The 17,287-nt window shown below is 56.0% G+C and carries 16 protein-coding genes and 2 pseudogenes; 8 read left to right on the forward strand and 10 right to left on the reverse strand.

Annotated elements, in window-relative coordinates:
- The first annotated feature begins 199 nt into the window (after nucleotides 1–199).
- Nucleotides 200–1,063, forward strand: a complete 864-nt coding sequence (locus tag KTE_RS36925; protein ID WP_201390652.1) for a phosphotransferase family protein — start codon at nucleotides 200–202, stop codon at nucleotides 1,061–1,063.
- Here the strand turns inward: KTE_RS36925 and KTE_RS36930 are convergent.
- A complete protein-coding gene (locus KTE_RS36930; protein WP_201390654.1) occupies nucleotides 1,002–1,307 on the reverse strand; it encodes a hypothetical protein in 306 nt (101 codons plus the stop codon). The two genes, KTE_RS36925 and KTE_RS36930, sit on opposite strands and share 62 nt — an antisense overlap.
- 470 nt (nucleotides 1,308–1,777) lie before the next feature.
- Between KTE_RS36930 and KTE_RS36935 the strand changes: the two genes are divergently transcribed.
- Both KTE_RS36935 and KTE_RS36940 read left to right on the forward strand, forming a co-directional pair.
- Nucleotides 1,778–2,164, forward strand: coding sequence for a MerR family transcriptional regulator (locus KTE_RS36935; RefSeq protein ID WP_201380007.1), 387 nt, complete (start codon nucleotides 1,778–1,780; stop codon nucleotides 2,162–2,164).
- Between the two features lie 75 nt (nucleotides 2,165–2,239).
- Nucleotides 2,240–3,073 (forward strand): NAD(P)-dependent oxidoreductase, encoded by an 834-nt coding sequence (locus KTE_RS36940; protein ID WP_201390656.1) that lies wholly within the window; start codon nucleotides 2,240–2,242, stop codon nucleotides 3,071–3,073.
- Nucleotides 3,074–3,230: 157 nt separating this feature from the next.
- On the opposite strand, the gene KTE_RS36945 is transcribed toward KTE_RS36940, so the two are convergent.
- On the reverse strand, nucleotides 3,231–3,740 hold the full coding sequence (locus KTE_RS36945; RefSeq protein WP_201390658.1) for a pyridoxamine 5'-phosphate oxidase family protein: 510 nt from the start codon (nucleotides 3,738–3,740) through the stop codon (nucleotides 3,231–3,233).
- Nucleotides 3,741–3,881: 141 nt separating this feature from the next.
- Between KTE_RS36945 and KTE_RS36950 the strand changes: the two genes are divergently transcribed.
- Together KTE_RS36950 and KTE_RS36955 are read left to right on the forward strand one after the other, a co-directional pair.
- On the forward strand, nucleotides 3,882–4,520 hold the full coding sequence (locus KTE_RS36950; protein WP_201390660.1) for a TetR/AcrR family transcriptional regulator: 639 nt from the start codon (nucleotides 3,882–3,884) through the stop codon (nucleotides 4,518–4,520).
- 52 nt (nucleotides 4,521–4,572) lie between these two features.
- Nucleotides 4,573–4,965 (forward strand): serine hydrolase, encoded by a 393-nt coding sequence (locus KTE_RS36955; RefSeq protein WP_201390662.1) that lies wholly within the window; start codon nucleotides 4,573–4,575, stop codon nucleotides 4,963–4,965.
- Nucleotides 4,966–4,999: 34 nt separating this feature from the next.
- Here KTE_RS36955 and KTE_RS50095 read toward each other — a convergent pair.
- The 3 genes and pseudogenes from KTE_RS50095 to KTE_RS36970 form a co-directional block, all read right to left on the reverse strand.
- A pseudogene (locus tag KTE_RS50095) lies at nucleotides 5,000–5,320 on the reverse strand (alpha/beta hydrolase family protein); the annotation flags it as partial.
- Between the two features lie 195 nt (nucleotides 5,321–5,515).
- Nucleotides 5,516–6,802: an IS4 family transposase gene (locus KTE_RS36965; protein WP_236600853.1), complete on the reverse strand. Its 1,287-nt coding sequence runs from the start codon at nucleotides 6,800–6,802 to the stop codon at nucleotides 5,516–5,518.
- A gap of 170 nt (nucleotides 6,803–6,972) precedes the next feature.
- Nucleotides 6,973–7,851 (reverse strand): LLM class flavin-dependent oxidoreductase, encoded by an 879-nt coding sequence (locus KTE_RS36970; protein ID WP_374226861.1) that lies wholly within the window; start codon nucleotides 7,849–7,851, stop codon nucleotides 6,973–6,975.
- Between the two features lie 143 nt (nucleotides 7,852–7,994).
- On the opposite strand from KTE_RS36970, the gene KTE_RS36975 reads away from it, so the two are divergent.
- Nucleotides 7,995–8,606 carry a TetR/AcrR family transcriptional regulator gene (locus tag KTE_RS36975; RefSeq protein ID WP_201390666.1) on the forward strand — a complete coding sequence of 204 codons (612 nt, stop codon included), beginning with the start codon at nucleotides 7,995–7,997 and terminating at the stop codon, nucleotides 8,604–8,606.
- A gap of 382 nt (nucleotides 8,607–8,988) precedes the next feature.
- Nucleotides 8,989–9,993, forward strand: a complete 1,005-nt coding sequence (locus tag KTE_RS36980; RefSeq protein ID WP_201390668.1) for an aldo/keto reductase — start codon at nucleotides 8,989–8,991, stop codon at nucleotides 9,991–9,993.
- A 76-nt stretch (nucleotides 9,994–10,069) separates the two neighbouring features.
- Here KTE_RS36980 and KTE_RS50100 read toward each other — a convergent pair.
- Nucleotides 10,070–10,177: pseudogene (locus KTE_RS50100) on the reverse strand (IS5/IS1182 family transposase); the annotation flags it as partial.
- Between the two features lie 143 nt (nucleotides 10,178–10,320).
- Nucleotides 10,321–12,234 carry a hypothetical protein gene (locus KTE_RS48245; RefSeq protein WP_236600855.1) on the reverse strand — a complete coding sequence of 638 codons (1,914 nt, stop codon included), beginning with the start codon at nucleotides 12,232–12,234 and terminating at the stop codon, nucleotides 10,321–10,323.
- A gap of 12 nt (nucleotides 12,235–12,246) precedes the next feature.
- Here KTE_RS48245 and KTE_RS36990 point away from each other — a divergent pair, with 12 nt between their 5' ends.
- Nucleotides 12,247–12,435, forward strand: coding sequence for a hypothetical protein (locus KTE_RS36990; RefSeq protein ID WP_201390670.1), 189 nt, complete (start codon nucleotides 12,247–12,249; stop codon nucleotides 12,433–12,435).
- Nucleotides 12,436–12,574: 139 nt separating this feature from the next.
- Here KTE_RS36990 and KTE_RS36995 read toward each other — a convergent pair whose 3' ends face one another.
- From KTE_RS36995 to KTE_RS37005, 3 genes are all read right to left on the reverse strand, one after another.
- Nucleotides 12,575–15,190, reverse strand: a complete 2,616-nt coding sequence (locus tag KTE_RS36995; protein WP_201390671.1) for a hypothetical protein — start codon at nucleotides 15,188–15,190, stop codon at nucleotides 12,575–12,577.
- Between the two features lie 206 nt (nucleotides 15,191–15,396).
- A complete protein-coding gene (locus KTE_RS37000; RefSeq protein WP_201390673.1) occupies nucleotides 15,397–16,341 on the reverse strand; it encodes a carbohydrate ABC transporter permease in 945 nt (314 codons plus the stop codon).
- Between the two features lie 4 nt (nucleotides 16,342–16,345).
- The gene (locus KTE_RS37005; RefSeq protein WP_201390675.1) at nucleotides 16,346–17,281 is read right to left on the reverse strand and encodes a carbohydrate ABC transporter permease; all 936 of its coding nucleotides are present in this window, start codon (nucleotides 17,279–17,281) and stop codon (nucleotides 16,346–16,348) included.
- Nucleotides 17,282–17,287: the final 6 nt, after the last annotated feature.

Here is a 17,287-nt window from a genome sequence, read left to right on the forward strand (position 1 = left end):
ATCATTGTCAAAAGTGTCTGGCACTTTTCCGCCAGCGCTTTATTCTCATTAATCGCAGCTACACAGTATTGTGGTTAGGAAACACTATCTCGTTCATCAGTGACATTCTTTTTATGACTGTCCTCACTTTATGGATTGGAATGCTCCTTCATAACCAGAGCTGTGCACCACTCGTCACTAGCGGTAACGGAGGGCAACGATGAAGACATCAGAAGTTCCGCGTGCGGTGGCGGCGGGTATGTCCACGGCATCAGCGCTTGGCCTGAGGGTCGATGACGCAGTTGTTGTTCACGACTCCAATCGCATCGCTGTGCGCCTACTGCCTTGTGACGTTCTTGCTCGGGTAGCCTATGTAGCGCATCAGGCGGGCGCCAAGTTCGAGGTTGAGGTCGCTCGGCGGCTCGCCCAAACCGATAGTCCGGTAGCTGAGCCTGAGCCTCGCGTGGAGCCGCGCGTCTACGTGCGTGGCGGCTTCGCGGTCACGCTGTGGAAATACTACGAGCCTGTGCCGTCTCATGACATCGCACCATCCGAGTATGCGCAGGTTTTGGAGCGGCTGCATGCCGGCATGCGGCAGATTGATGTGACTGCGCCGCACTTCACGGATCGAATCGAAGAGGCGCAGTCGCTGGTTGGCAACCGCGCCCACACTCCGGAGCTTCCTGACACAGAGCGGGAGCTTCTCAGCAAGACTTTGCGAAACCTGAGGCGCGCCGTCGAAAGGCGTGGCGCCGGCGAGCAGTTGCTGCACGGCGAGCCGCATCCGGGCAACTTGCTCAGGACGAAGAGAGGGCTGCTCTTTGTAGACCTCGAGACATGCTGCCGCGGGCCTGTCGAGTTCGACATCGCGCATGCGCCCCAAGAAGTCAGTGAGTACTACCCGGCAGCCAATCAAGACCTGCTTCGCGATTGTCGGATCCTCGTACTCGCGATGGTCGCAACGTGGCGCTGGGATCGAGACGACCAACTCCCGAACGGGCGCCAACTGGGCGCAGAGTGGCTCAGCCAGATCCGAGCAGCGCTCGATCTCCACGACGCTGGTGGCTCGGACGGCGCCCAATAACCCCACCGCTGGAGAAATGCGAATGGACAATCCCCCAGTGGCGCCTGAAACCACAGCGCTGGAGCACCCCCAGTTCGGTGCAGGCCCAGGACTCTCGGACGTGCGACGAGCCCATCCCTTCCACACAGTCCGCGCCTGCGCCGCCAACCCCCTCCGCCGAGAAAGGCTCCTTCCGCTCAGGCCCCGGGCTCCCCAAGCCCGGCCCGCACCAGTTCCCACCTCGATCTTGGACGTTCGTCATCATCTCGAGCAGCGGCTTCTCGCTCCATCGCGCACTCCCTACCCCCGCAAAGAAGCTGGCAAGTAACGGCCCTCGAGTATGAATGGACCGGATGACAACGCTAAGCGCTTAGCGTTGTCATCCGGTCCATTCATACTCGAGGGCCTATTTACACTCTTTTTGCTGATACCCTAGATGTGAAGCGGTTTGCCCAAGTAGTTTTGTGCCAGTGCTCATATGGGGGGCAAGTGCTAACGTCGGAGGGCAAAACCTGCTCACTTCGGATGTCATTTACCAGTAGGGCGCCGGGCCTTGCGCCTGGAAGACGAAGGTTCAACACCTTTTCTCGCCATCCTCTTCTCCTCTTTGCCTCACCTTTTTCAGTCTCGCTGTTCTTTTGCTCCTTGAATATGTATCTGAAGGCCATTGACAATGCCTCACTCAGATGATATTCTCTCAACATGACGTTAACGTAACATTTGAGAGGGTGAGCTATGAATGACCGCATGCGCATAGGTGATTTGACGGAACGAGCAGAGGTAACTGCGCGCACTGTTCGCTATTACGAGAGCATTGGACTGATCCCTCCAGGTGAGCGTGAAGGCCACGGTCAGCACTATTACACCGAGCAGACGCTTGCCCGCCTGCGCAAAATTGACCAGCTAAAGAAGCTTGGACTCAGCCTGGATGAAATACGTGACGTTATCGACCTCTATTTCACTGACCCTGGTGGAATACAACCAAAACAGAAGGTCCTCGCCATCCTGCGCCAGCATCTGGCCGATGCAGACCGGAAGATCGGTGCGTTCCAGCAATTTCGTGCTGACTTACAGGCCAATATCGAACGCTTCGAGCGCTGGCTTGAGGAAAGAGAACATTAACCAGGCTTTTTTTACCCTAAACATGACGTTAACGTCATGTTTAGGAAGTTAACTCATTCAGGAGGATTGAGAAATATGAGTGAAACGATTGGATTTATTGGACTCGGCAATCTGGGTCTGCCACTGGCGAGCAATCTACTCAATGCCGGGTATGCTCTCCGGGTGTACAATCGCACGGCGAGCAAAGCGGAACCTCTGGTTCGAGAGGGCGCGCAACAGGTGAGCCGACCAGTTGACGCTGTGACGAGTGGAGGAATTGTTGTGACCATTTTGTGGGGTGATGCGTCTGTGGAAAGCATCGTCACGAGTGATGGTTTTTTAGAGCAATTGGGACCAGGTGGTATCCATCTTGCGATGAGCACGATCTCGCCTGAAATGGCAAAGAAGCTTGCGGCAATGCATGCACAACATGGCAGTGTCTATGTTGAGGCTCCCATCTTTGGAGGATCTGAAGCCGCTGTCGCCCAACAGCTCTGGATTCCTTTTGCAGGTCCACAAATAGCCAAAGAACGCGTCCGACCACTTCTCAAGGCGATGGGGGGACAGGGCATCGTTGATTTTGGCGAAGAGGTCGGCGCAGCAACGCTTGTCAAACTCGTGGGCAACTTCCTGATTGTTTCAGCAGGACACTCTCTGAGAGAAGCCCTCTCGATGGCCGAGAACAATGGAGTCGATCCAAAAGCAGTACTCGATATGCTGACGACGGCACCCACGTTATTCCCCGCTCCCATCTATCAGAGGCATGGCAAGAGGATTGTCGAGAACACCAAAGCCGCGCCTTTCGGGCAGAATAAGATCCCGCTGAAGGATATTGATCTCTTCAAAACGACCGCACAACAGGTAGAATCGCCAACACCTGTTGCGAGCCTTTTGTCCGACCTTATGAGGGGCAATGAAGGAAGAGCATAGACTCTTCCCACAATCTCTCAACCCATGATGGATGATGTATGGTTTGAGATCATCATTTCTCCAGGAAAGGCGAGCCTTCGTGCCATGCTCTCGTTGATCATCCCTGCGAGCCCTGGAAAAGGCAGGGCATCCAGGGCTCATTGCCGCTTTCGGTGGTCTAGGAGGAAACCATCATGGTCAGGGGACGCACGCGCAAGGCCACCGGAACAACCACTGCCGCTTGCTGGATGGTCAATCCCATCTGTGAGAAAAACGTTTGGTATTTTGCTACCCAGGCAGGAACCTGATCGGATGGGGGGTCCTCCAAACTGACCTTTGCCTCACCAGTCAGGATAAAGGAGTCTGCGCCACCCAGGTCGAGATTAAAATGCAGGCCCACCTTGGGATTCCGCTGGATGTGCATCAGCCGATCATCACGATCCTCCTCTAATGCACCGTAGATCAGAAAGCTGGATTGCGCCTCATCCCATAGAAATCCGAGCGGGAGGGTGTGCGGCGTCCCAGTCGCATCAACGGTGATGAGCCAGAGAAACAGTTCCTCGCGCAGGCGGCGAAGGATGTTCTCTCCAGAAGGAGTCGAGGGATCGGGAGACTGAAACGGCACCTCGCGATGATGAGGGAGGCGTCCGCGGTCGGGTGTAGAGGGATCAGAAGAGTGAGAAGACATCGGCTGTTCCTTTCGTTTGTGACTCAGCAGTCAACAGATGCGCTTCCCTAAACGCAGGAAAGACTGCATTAAGTATAGCCGGAACACCTTCGTAATGCAAGGATTCTTGCGTTATCAGGCGACACAAGGTATACTGATGGTATGAATACACCTCGCCATCACGAGACACTTGCCATACCGACAGGCAATGGGAGGGATGCGGTGCGCCGCCGACCGGGTGGTCGGAGCGCTCGCGTGCAGGCTGCTGTGTTTGAAGCGACCTTCCAGCTTTTAGAGGAAAGGGGATATGAAGGGCTCAGCATGGCCTCCATTGCCGAGCGTGCTGGTGTCCACGAAACCTCCCTCTACCGTCGTTGGAAAATGAAAGAACAACTGGTCCTTGACGCAGTTAATCATCGGGTAGCACAGGATATTCCTGTTCCTGACACTGGAGCGCTGCGCTCGGATCTTGTTGCAGTGTTGCGGTCTCTCCGGCTCTTTCTGCAATCGAGGGGAGGGCAGGCCATTTTTCAAACAGCAGTTGCGACGCTTCACTTGCCTGAACTCTGTGCTCTCCGGCAGGAGCACTGGCGTCAGCGACGTGCTCACCTTCAGATCCTCTTTGACCGTGCCATCGCACGTGGGGAGTTATCGCCACAGGTAGATTGCCAATTCCTCTTAGAAACCCTCAGTGGCATCATGTATATGCGCTTGTTTGTCGTCAATGAACCGGTTGATGAAATGTTATCCGAACAGGTCGTGGATCTCATCCTTTTAGGGGCAAACCAACTTCATTGCTAGCTGACCCACTAGTGAGCACGATGCGAATGCCTTCGCTCAACGCTACGCGCCGATGCACCAACTGATCACACGCCGGGAGATCTACCGCGTAGAACTTCCTCCAGAGGTGGTGTGTCTTTGTGAAACCGAGTTGCGATCCTGGCTCAAGCCTCTTGGTGCCTGGCTCGTTCGGGAAAAAGAACGAGTTGAGGCCGTCAATCTGAGTATGGAAGAGACCGAGCGCTTGCTGCTTTTCTTGCGTTCCGTTCTGGGCTATACGCTGTTCGGCGAACTGGTCCGGGCCGTATCTGGAGTAACATACGAAGAGTATGTCCATCAGCACATTATCCAACCGCTGGGCCTCAAGTATACAGCGCCCACACTGACACCGGAGATTGTGGATAACCTGGCGGCCGGCTACAGCCGCGATATTCCTGGTCAGGAACGCCAGCCCTACGCATTTTGAAGAGTTTGCCAGCGCCGAGAATCAGGTTGAGCAGGCCGAGCGTTACGAGAGCTGGCGTCGTCATCTCAGCAAAGCTGTAGTGCAAGAAGAATGAATAGTGCTCTGCCGCAAACGCGCTGGGATCAGCATCGCCCCTACCAGGCGCGGCAAGCAGCACACCCGCTTTGATCCGGGAATCGGCCATATCCACTTCCGTTCCGTCTTTGGGATCGGTAAGCCGCGCGCCCAACAGCATAGCTGTCGTATATCCGCCCAATGAATGCCCGGCCGCGGCGATCCGGCTTCGGTCCAGGCGCCCGCTGACCTCCGGAACGGAAGCCTCGATAAGGTCAAGCTGGTCGAGGATGCGCTTCATGCGCGCAGCGCAATGAGCAGGCGTTGCTTGCCGCCGCCTTCGTCCCTTACCCATAACCGCGTCTGAAAGCCCCTGGCTTCAGCCCTGATTCTTACCCACATCTACAAATGGAGGTGAAGAGCGAGATGCGCGCCCTCAAGAAGCGTTTGCAAGGAGAGCCAGCCTTTCCAGATGGTTCGCCATCCAGGAGGGCTATCATGACGGCGCGAAAGACGAGCCACCCAGACGTGCGACTTCCGCCCAGAAGGTGCCCAGTGTCATGGTGGCAGGCGAGTGAGCAGAGCGCTGAGCCAACACCGCAAGCATCAGAGGCTCGATCACCTCAGAAGCTGGGCGTTGTGGCGCTTCACGAGCGTAGGCACGCACCTGCAACAAGCGCACGGCAAGTGGAGACAACACCCCCAACAAGCGCATCAGAGCGTCAACCGTTTGCAATTGCCGTTCCTCGATGCGACACCCGCTTTTGAGGCATTGGTGATACTCCTCGACCAGCCAGCGATGCCGATACCAGTCCACACGCTCCCATGCTTGTTCGAGCGTCGTGGTGGGAACCGAGGTCAACAAGACCCACTCCAACGGTTTTTCACCTTCGGGAGCGCGTTCTTCCCAGACGCGAATGACCCAGACGGTCAAGGGTTCGTTGCTCGCTTGCGGCTCATTGCGTGGGGGCAAGAGGGTCATTTGTCCGAAGGCAAGCTGAACCTGGGTCGAACGTGCTTTGTGTCCATGCTGAGCTAGCACCTCAAGCGGACGGCTCTGCTGACTTGGAAAGGCGCGGGCGCGATCCAGAGAATGCTTGATCTCTTCCTCGTCCGCTTCGGTGCGCCGATTCTGAGCCGCTCGCACCAGAAAGTGCGTCTGGTTCGCTTGGCATGCGAGGAAAAACGGGAACATATCCGCACCTCGATCCCCAACATGGACCCAAGTGCTTCCTGGCTCAGGCGCCCCAATGGCACCTACCTGGCGCATCCAGACATCGGTTTCACGCTCTTGCCGTTTGAGCCGTTGGTGGCGTTGTTCCCCTTTGGGGGCTCGAATGCGTACAAAGGGTTCTTGAGATATGCATCCAAGCACTTCCTTGGTAGGGGGACGTACGGCAAGCACCGTTTGCACGAAAAAACCACGCCCACGTTCATTGCCAATTTGCCCCGTCCCACTGATCTTGTAGCGATGCGACAGATCGATATCTGTGGTATCTTGTACCAGCAACATCACTGCAGAGGATGCAGCTTGTTCTCTCGTCTGTTGAACATGCGGCTGCATCAAGGCAGCAAAGGTCACATCTGGCTCGTTGAGCAAACGATACAAGGCTTTTGTCCCTTTCCAGTCGTGCATTTGAGCAGGCAGCGAACCCAGAGGATTCTCCGCCAGGTTGCTGGCAGCCTGGATGGTGCGTCTCGTTCGACGTCTATCGTGCAGTTGGACGTTCCCAAAGGTGTGCTCGGCCCAACTCTTGGCGTCTAATACTTCTTGCGTCTTCATCCTTGATTCTATCACTTCCTAAATGTGGGTAAGAATCAGGGCTTGTAGCCGTGGGGAGTCGTCACAAGTGCCAACGGCCAGAGGGGGTGGTCTGGCGGTTCGTAGATTGCCTCCCGCGCATCTCGGCGTTGTGGCACGCTCACTCCCCAGAAACACCACTCATCCGGGACCTAGGCCGACTTGTTGATGAGCTCGTTGGTGACCCATCGTGCGACGTTTTCGGGATATGGGGCGGGCAAGATTAGGACGATGTGCTGGAAGCCGGCGTCAATGGCTTCAGTGATCGAGTTCCGGGTGTTGCTGGGGTGGTCGTAGGAGACCGGCAGGACGATGGATCGGGTGATCGATGCGGGGTCGCGACCGATCTCGGCGCAGAAGCGGTCCAGTAGAGCGCCTCTGCGGACGGCGTCATCAATGTCGTCGCCGGGGAAGTTCCACAGGTCGGCATGCTCGGCGACCACGCGCAGCGTCGCGGTAGAGCGTCCGCCGATCAGTATCGGCGGATGAGGTCGCTGGGTGGGTTTGGGGTTGCAGAACGCTCCGGTGAGGCGGAGGTAGGTGCCGTCGAAGTCGAACGGTTCGGCCTCGGTCCACAACCGCCGGATGGCCGTGCACGCTTCGGCGAGGCTCCCGACCGCGTGGGCGGAGTCGTGGAAGGGCAGGCCGTGTGCCTCGTACTCACGCCGGGCCACAGGGTGGCTTGGTCGTGAGCCTGCGCCGATGCCAAAGTCGAGTCGCCCACCGGAGACGACGTCGACGGTCGCAGCGATCTTGGCCAGCATCGCGGGCGGTCGGAAGCGGTTGCTGGTCACGAGCAACCCGAGGCGTAGTCGTTCGGTTTGTGCGGCGAGGGCTGAGAGCAGTGTCCAGCCTTCGAAGGTCGGTCCGTTCGGGTCGCCGAAGATCGGCATGAGGTGATCGAACAGCCACGCATGCTCGATCTCCGGGATCGTGTCCGCCTCTCGCCAGACCCGCAAAACGTCGCGATAGCTGACCTGCGATGGGGCCGTCATGATCCCGAAACGCGGTCCGGTCATGTGCGCACTCATGGCCACGTCCGTCATCGCCATGTCTGATTCGTTCATAGATCGTATTCCTCCATGGTATAATAGTATCGGAGCAGCGCTCCGATACTATTATACGGAACACTGTTCCGTTTGTCAAGCGATTGTTTGAGGGAGGGAATGAAGCGATGACTACCATCGATGAGGGAGCGGAGCAACCAGCCCGGCATAAACCAGCCCGGCAGAAGCGGGCCGACGCGCAGCGCAACGAGCAGGCGTTGCTCGCCGCCGCCGCCGCCGTGTTCGTTACATCCGGTGTCGAGGCGCCGGTGCGTGACATCGCGGCTGCGGCTGGCGTCGGGATGGGGACGATTTACCGCCACTTCCCGACGCGAGCGGATCTCGTTGTTGCCGTGTACCGCCATCAGGTCGAGGCCTGCGCCGAGGCTGGTCCGGTCCTGCTGGCGAATGGTGGCTCGCCGCACGCGGCACTCGGTCAGTGGGTCAATCTCTTCGTTGATTTCCTGGTCACGAAGCATGGGCTTGCCGCGGTCCTGCAACCCGGCAGCGCCGGCTTCGACGCGCTGCATGCCTACTTCCTTGACCGCCTCGTGCCCGTTTGCGCTCAGTTGCTCGACGCCGCCGCTGAAGCCGGCGAGATCAGTGCCGATATTGATGCCTACGAACTAATGCGTGGCATCGGCAACCTCTGCGTTGGCGCCGACAACGACCCGCGCTACGATGCCCGCCGCATGGTCGAGCTGCTCATCGCGGGACTCCTCCAATCGCGCTCCACCTGATACAGCTGATCCATAGAAGAAGCACCTAGAGAAAAATGGTAATTCCCGGGATTCTGCGGGAGGGTTTGGTCTACTTTTGCGAGTCGTTCCCCTACAAAAAGCCCCTCTTCGCGGACCATTTGCCCACCCAGATACCTGTACCTGCGCACCAGAATTCGCAGGCACACGCGCTTTCCGCCAGATCGGAGGTCCGTCATGCGGTGGGTGGTACGAGCTATGGAACCATGGGGAAGCGAAATTATTCGTCGATTGTTTGCTCTCTCCCAAACGAAAGAAGTACAATAAGGCCACATCGCCCCAACGAACCCTTAGAGGTGGGAATGGGTAGAGAAATGCCAGGATCCCATCTCTCATCATGGGAGGAAAAAGGAGGAATTCGATTATGAAAACCAAGCGCATGGGCCGCACGGGACTGCGTGTCTCTGAAATTTGCCTGGGTACCATGACCTTTGGCAACCAGTGCGACGAGCTAACCTCGCGTGCCATTATGCAAAAAGCCTTTGATACAGGAGTGACGTTCTTCGATACTGCCGATGCGTACCCGCTGGGAGCGTCCCTGGAAACAGTTGGGCGCACCGAGGAATATATCGGACGCTGGCTCAAAGGTCGCAGAGAACAGATTGTCCTGGCGACCAAGTTTTTTGGCAAGATGGGCCAGGGGCCAAATGAGCAAGGCGGATCGCGCAAGCACATTGTTCAGGCCGTAGAGGCGAGTTTGCGTCGCTTGCAAACGGACTACATCGACCTGTACCAGATGCATTTTCCTGATCCGGAAACACCCCTTGATGAAACATTGCGCGCTCTAGATGATCTGGTTCACAGCGGCAAAGTGCTCTATATTGGCTGCTCCAATTATCCAGCTTGGCTGTTGACCAAGGCGCTTTGGACCAGCGACAAATGGGGCCTGGCTCGCTTTGACTGCGTGCAACCACGTTATAACCTCTTATTCCGCCATATCGAAGCAGAGCTATTCCCCCTTGCGCTTGACCAGGGAATAGGAGTAATCAGTTACAATCCTCTGGCTGGAGGAGTCCTGACGGGGCGCTATCAACCAGGGCAACAACCGAGCGAGGGGACACGTTTCACGATCAACAATGCTGGGAAGCTCTATCAAGCCCGCTACTGGCAAGATGCGCAGATGCAAGCAGTGGAACGACTCAAGAAGTTTTGTCAGGAACGAAATCTCTCGGTGGCGCAACTCGCGCTGGCCTGGGTCCTGGCTCAACCTGCAATTACCTCAGCCATCGTGGGCGCGAGCAAACCAGAGCAACTCGACCAGACCCTCCCGGCGGTTGATCTGGTACTCGATGAACAGATGCGAGAAGTATGTGACGATGTCTGGTATCAACTTCCGCGCGAACGCAATCGCGATGTCGCCTTCCGTTAGCTCGTGGATAGAGAGCAGAAGCCTTTGCTAGCCAACAACAAAGGCTTCTCTCATCTTTAGCAGCATGCATATAAGTACGCTTGGTTCCCTGTTTGCCGCGATCGGTGGGAGCGGGTCCGACGACGGCTCGTGCAAAAGGGGCTTTGCACGTCGAGCTATCCAGGCTCTGCCGGTTCCAGCCAATGCCTTACAGTTCCAATGATAGCGTTATTCATCGAGGCAGTAAAGCTCAGGGTCAAGGTGCCATTTGTCACAATAACTGTAGGTTTAAACTGCAACACGACATTCTTACCAACCTGGCTATAAACTACGTGCCGGTGTCCCGGGTCAGCCGACCTGCCCCCAGCGGAATTGTTCCCAGGCCTGGGCCTGGGTTGCCGTGGCATCCAGAGGCGTATTGGTCTGGTCGGTGCGAGCACTGACATAGTTGTTATTGGCCACCGACTGCAAGGCAACGGTCCCATTGTTTTGCAGGACCCAGTTGAACTGCTCCCAACCCTGGACCTGGGTCGCGGTGGCCTGCAGGGGGGCATTCGTCTGACTGATGCGGGCGCTGACATAATTGTTATTGGCATGTGAGAGCAAGGCAATTAGCCCATTACCTGCATCGACCACATCAAACTGCTCCCAGCCCTGGACCTGGGTCGCGGTGGCCTGTAGAGGAGTATTGGTCTGATCGTTGTGGGCACTGACATAATTGTTATTGTTTGTTGCCTGCAGCCAGATGGTTTTGCCAATGGGAGGAGTAGCCAGTCCCCAGTTGAACTGTTCCCAGGCCTGGACCTGAGTCGCTGTGGCATCCAGGGGGGTATTGGTCTGGTCGGTACGAGCACTGACATAGTTGTTATTAGCCGCCGATTGTAAGGCAACAGTCCCGTTGCTCTGCGGCAACCAACGGAACTGTTCCCAACCCTGGACCTGGGTCGCGGTGGCTTGCAGGGGCACATTCGTCTGACTGATGCGGGCGCTGACATAATTGTTGTTGGCGTGGGATCGCAAGGCGATCAGCCCATTGCCAGCATCAACCACGTCAAACTCTTCCCAGGCCTGGACCTGGGTTGAGGTGGCCTGCAGGGGGGTATTGGTCTGATCATTGTGGGCACTGACAAAGTTGTTGTTGTTGGTCGCCTGCAGCCAGATCGTCTGGCCAATGATGCTGGGTGGGGTGCCAGTTGGAGTAGGAGTTGGCGAAGAACTGCCGCTGGTGAAGGGTTTCCAGAGATTGGTAAATGCGTAGTTGCTCTGTGAGAGGCCATCGCAGGTATCCAAAGTAGGAGTAGTACGACCAGGGCAAGAACCATTATCTCGTGAGACTGCCCAGAATGCGAGTTCTCCAATATTGTTTGCCTGCGCGAAAGACAACACCTGGGACGCATTGCTCTGTGTAAAGATCTCGCCCGGAGTGTCGTTCTGACCAATCATCGCGGTGATCCCAACCATCGACCACAGCTGGCTGGAGGTCTTTGAGGGGAACATTTGCTGTAACTGGGCATGCAGGCCGTTGGCCGCGTTGATCGCCTCCTGGCCCATCTGACTGTCAGGGCTCCCATAATCCATCGTCATCAGGTTGACCACGCTAAAATTGACTCCCTTGGATATCGCGTCCTTGAGCAGATCCAGACTTCCTGTATGGCCAGCAGGGGCCGGTTCCAGACCGGTGGTGCCCGAAGGCAGGGTAAAGGAGATGGTCAAGCTCGGATTGGCCTGCTGCAACGCCGCCAGGGCTGTGTTGCGGCGCGTATAGGTGGTCGCGTCTCCTTCTTCCCCACCTTCAATATCGAAATCCAGGTGTGACGCGCTGTACTGGTTAATCACCGCCTGGTACTGAGCCTGCAAACTACTAGCACTGGTACAGGCCTGTGCCAGTTCCTGGCCTGCCGCTCCTCCAAACGAAATAATCACATCGCCGCCCTGACTGCGAATGTAGGAGATATCGCTGGTCAACGTTGGCAAATCTGACGAAGTATTATTGATTGGGACATATCCATCCCAGACAGGACTACACCCACTAGCGGTAATAAAAGCCAGCGTGTAGTATTTCTGCCCGGTACTCTGGGTCACTGATTGCAAGGACGCGCCTACACCGGTCTCGGCATAGGGGGCAAAGTAACTGCTGGGCAAGGCCGAAGCCGCGTAGGCCCGGGGCATGCCTTTAGAGAAAATAGTTGTCGCCGCCACGATACCACTTAGCACCATAACACAGGAAAAGAAGAGAGCGAGGGTACGGGGAAATTTGCGCATAGCGATTCCTCCATGAATACTATGACAAAACACGACATTCAGGTTGAGAGAGCGATTGCTCACTCCATGCATACTCTCAAGGAATTTCGGCGCGAGGGAAGCAGCCGACAGCGACTGGCTCCCTATTACCAGGTAAACGGCATGCCCGTTTCCTCAGGACTGCTAATGTCACTCCAGAAATCAAACAGCCCCGAGGAGTGACGTTCAGCAAGTGTGAATCAGGCTAGTGCATTGCGCCACTCAACCGTTCAGGAAAAGAGAGAAATGAGATGTTCCTTCAACCCCGCCCAGGGGGACGCCCCCTGGGCACTCTTTCCCAAACAGGTCGCGTGGTTAGGCACTAGGGATAACTGACCAGGTCAGCGACGCTATTGCTGGAGTTTGATGGACCACCAGTAGTGTTGATGATGTGGGCGATTGTGCCCTTTCCTCCCAGAGAGACGGTCACCATATCGTGGAACTTGACTCCTGGCGTGTTGGGGACCTCAAAGGAATGATCCTCGACCACGCTGGGATTGACGTTAAAGTAGCAGTAGCTGCCCAATCCCCAGGCTTCGTGACTGGTGACTGAGTTCGCCACCTTGTAGGCCGCGTAGCCGTTGGTGCTGCCGTTCATCCAGGCTGACTGCGTGGGGGGATCATAGGGCAGTTCGTTCTGGAAGAAGTAGGTCCGGCCGCCGTTGCCGTTCCAGATGACCTGGTACTGCTGGTAATGCTCGACGAACAGGCCATACGCGGTCACGTTGTTGCCATTAACAATCAGGCCATTGGCGGCGGGATTGATGGTCCAGCCAACCGTGGCGTTGTTGTTGATGCCGTGGTCCGCGCGCCAGATCCAGAGGTCGTCGAGAATGACATCGTTGCTGTTGATCACCAGGCTCTGAGTGGCCAGCCCGGCTGTCGCGGTGCCACCGATCCTGAAGAAGACATCACTGAGCAGTGTCGGATTGGCCGCGTGACTCTGCGAAGGTCCACTTGGGCCAACCTGGAGCAGGACCGGCGAGTTGACTGGGCCTGCATCGAAGAGCAATCCAGCGATGGTGACGCCATCGACATCGGCGACCGTCATGGGGATGACCCCATTTTGCGGAACCAGCGTGGCCAGGCCCAGGCCAAGCACTACCGTGTTCGCGCGCGTCACATTAATCGTGCCGTTGAGGGAGTAGATGCCGGGCGTGAAGAGCAGGTTTAACCCCTGTGAGAGCGCGTTATTGAGGGCCGTCGCGGTATCGCTTGGCTGGGCAATATAGAACTGGCTGAGGGGGATGGAGGTGCCAGCAGGCGACCCACTACCCCAACTCGTGCCCTGTGAGTTCGTCCTGAGGGCAGGTACAAAGACCTGGTAGTTGCCAGACTGGTCAATATACAGGAACGGCTTTTCTCGGATCACGGGCACCTGGCTGACCACGGTGTAGGGCGGGACCCCAGTGTTGGGCTGATTGGGGAAGCTTTGTCCCGGTGCACCGTTGACCCCCACGAAGACCATGTTCCAGTTGTAACCGGTCCAGCTTCCCAGCTGATCGTTTCTGGAGAGCCACTGCTGCTGCGTACCCGAGTTAACCTGACCGCTGACGTTGGTGTCGGCCAGGAAGCCGCCGCTGGACCATCCACCATCATCCAGTTTCATATTCCCCTGCACATTCATGCGTCGGAAAGGTGCGGCTTGAGACACCGCCCAGATGTTGGTGCCAGTGGGAGGAATCACGGTCATGTTCTCGGCTGCGCGCCAGAAGTTACAGGTGGCATTGTGATCCGGCATCCAGTCAGCGGCGACGTGAACCGCGCCATTGATCGTCACATTGCCGGGCAGATAGCCCAGACCCAGTACCTGGGTGTAGAAGCCAAGGTCGACATCCACGTTGTAGGTGCCTGGCTTGAAGAGGAAGGCATAGCGATTCGAACCAAATTGATTGCTTTGCTGCTGATTGAAGACCGAAGTCAAGGTGTTTTGAATCGTTGAACTAGACATCGTGGGATCAAAGATGTACACGTTGGGACCAAAGTTCGGCGACCCACCAGATCCACCGACCTGCCCCCAGCGGAATTGTTCCCAGGCCTGGGCCTGGGTTGAGGTGGCATCCAGAGGCGTATTGGTCTGGTCGGTGCGCGCGCTCACATAGTTGTTATTGGCTGCCGATTGCAAGGCGACGGTCCCATTGTTTTGCAGGACCCAGTTGAACTGCTCCCAGCCCTGGACCTGGGTCGCGGTGGCCTGCAGGGGAGCATTCGTCTGACTGATGCGGGCGCTGACATAATTGTTGTTGGCGTGGGAGAGCAAGGCGATTAGCCCATTACCTGCATCGACCACATCAAACTGCTCCCAGCCCTGGACCTGGGTCGCGGTGGCCTGTAGAGGAGTATTGGTCTGATCGTTGTGGGCACTGACATAATTGTTATTGTTTGTTGCCTGCAGCCAGATGGTTTTGCCAATGGGAGGAGTAGCCAGTCCCCAGTTGAACTGTTCCCAGGCCTGGACCTGAGTCGCTGTGGCATCCAGAGGGGTATTGGTCTGGTCGGTACGAGCACTGACATAGTTGTTATTGGCCGCCGACTGCAAGGCGACGGTCCCATTGCTTTGCGGCAGCCAGTTGAACTGCTCCCACCCTTGGACCTGAGTCGCGGTGGCTTGCAGGGGCACATTCGTCTGACTGATGCGGGCGCTGACATAATTGTTGTTGGCATGGGATCGCAAGGCGATCAGCCCATTGCCAGCATCGATCACATCAAACTCTTCCCAGGCCTGGACCTGGGTTGAGGTGGCTTGCAGGGGGATATTGGTCTGATCGTTGCGAGCGCTGACAAAGTTGTTGTTGTTGGTCGCCTGGAGCCAGATCGTCTGGCCAATGGGGGCAGAGGCCGCGTATATGGTATGTTGGCCTATGGCCTCGGGCAACATGCTCAGCGCGCCTGCCATGGCGACAGAACCGGCCAGAAAACGCCGCCGGGAAACTCTCATTATGCATTCCTCCATGAATGACATTAAATAAACTAGAATCCCCATGATTTAAAGACTGAAAAGTAGCAGCCATCACCTGTAGCGTTGAGGCTTCATCCTGATTCGTTTGACTACTCACCTCCGATCATTGTTGATTAACAGTGCCATTACTTGTGAACCAGTTGGTATCATCAAGGGTAGTGTTGTAACACTACCAGGAAAGGTCATTAGCCTTTAATGCTTCCCGTTCCCAGTCCCCCACGCCAGAAGCGCTGCAGGATAATACAACCAATCAGCAGCGGAATTGAGGAAAGCAATGATCCTGTTATGATCAGGTTATAAATTGTCTGGCCAGCGCTAGCGTTCGTGGCGGTCACATTCCAAGTCTGTAAGCCCACTGTAATTGGGAAGAGATTGGAATCATTGAGCATCACCAACGGCAGGAAGTAGTTATTCCAGATAGCCACAAATTGGAAAAGTAAGATCGTTACCAGCGCCGGGGTCATCAAATTAAGCGCGATCAGAAAGGTTGTGAACTCGTTTGCTCCATCCATGCGGGCAGCCTCCAGAAGTTCATCGGGCACAGCCGACGCCGCATAGATACGAGAGAGATACACCCCGAAAGGGCTAACAAGACTGGGCAAGAGTACCGACCAGTACGTATTGGTCAGCCCCACACTACTCATTAACAGGTAGAGCGGCAGAGCCAGGGTCGTTGCTGGCACCAGGATCGCCCCCAGGATAATAGAGAAGGTCAGGTTACGCCCACGGAAGGTATATTTGGCCAGGGCGTAGCCAGCCATACTCGCGATAAATGTCCCAACTACAGCTCCCACGCCTGCATAGAGGAGGGTATTAAGCAGCCAGCGTGCATAGATTCCACCGTTAAAGGTAAAGAGTTGCTGTAAATTGGCAAACAGATGGAAGTCAGGCGAGAACCAGAAGCCAAATGTACCGAACAAATCGGCCTGGCTTTTCGTCGAGGAGATCACCAACCAGAAAAAGGGTATCAGAAAGTAGACGGCAAAGGCGATCAAAAAGGTCATAACTCCAATGTTATTCAAGTTGAACTGACTGGGGCGCCGCTGCTTGGTGGCCACTGTTTTTTGAGCGAGAGGCATCGGCTCTAAAGAGATGCTTTGGCTCATATTATCGGAAATGCTTTGGCTCATATCCTTATACTCCTGATTGGCGCTGGGTAATACGTAAGAAGCCGAAGGAAAGGACGCAGATAACGAGTGCCAACACAACTGACAGCGCAGCGGCATAGTTGTAGTTGTTGTAGTTAAAGGCGGTATTGTATGCATACAAGACAGGAGTGTATGAGCTCGAAATGTTGTTGGAGATCGCCGAGAGTACTTGGGGTTCACCGAAGAGTTGGAGTGTCCCGATGATAGAGAAGATACAAGTCAAAATCAGGGTGGGGACGATCAATGGAATTTTGATATGCCAGGCAACGTGCCATCCCGAGCTACCATCCATGCGAGCCGACTCGTAGATCTCAGAAGGAATAGCCTGGAGAGCGGCAAAAATGATGAGCATATTGTAGCCCGTATACGTCCAGGTAGCAATATTGGCAATTGACCAGAGGACGGTTCCTGCACCCAAAAAATCCAGCCTCGGCAAGCCGAGTGCCTGGACCCCTTTGACGATTGGACTGAGAGCCGGGTCATAGAGATAGCCCCACAACAGAGCCGCAATGATGCCCGGGATGGCATAGGGCACAAAGAAGGCCAACCGAAAGAAAGCCTTGAAACGTGCCACCGCTGAATCCAGGAACAGCGCCAGGATGAGAGCCAAACCCAGCATAACTGGCACTTGCACGATGCCATAGAGCAACACCCGACCCACTGAGGCAGCGAAATTAGGGTCGTGCAAGACATCGGCAAAATTGGCCGAGCCACTGAAACTCACTGTAGCAGCACCTAATCCCAGACCACTGCGGTGGGACTGAAACATACTCTGGTAGATTGCATAGATGAGTGGCGCAATAAAAAACAGGATGAAGAGTAACCCGAAGGGCAAGAGAAACAGATAGGGCGCCAGGGTTCGACGGCGCAAGGTCTGGCGTGGCTGGCGACGTGGACGGGGTGAGGCTACTTCCAGAGCCATACAATA

The organism is Ktedonobacter sp. SOSP1-85, assembly GCF_016587415.1.
Lineage (GTDB): Bacteria > Chloroflexota > Ktedonobacteria > Ktedonobacterales > Ktedonobacteraceae > Ktedonobacter.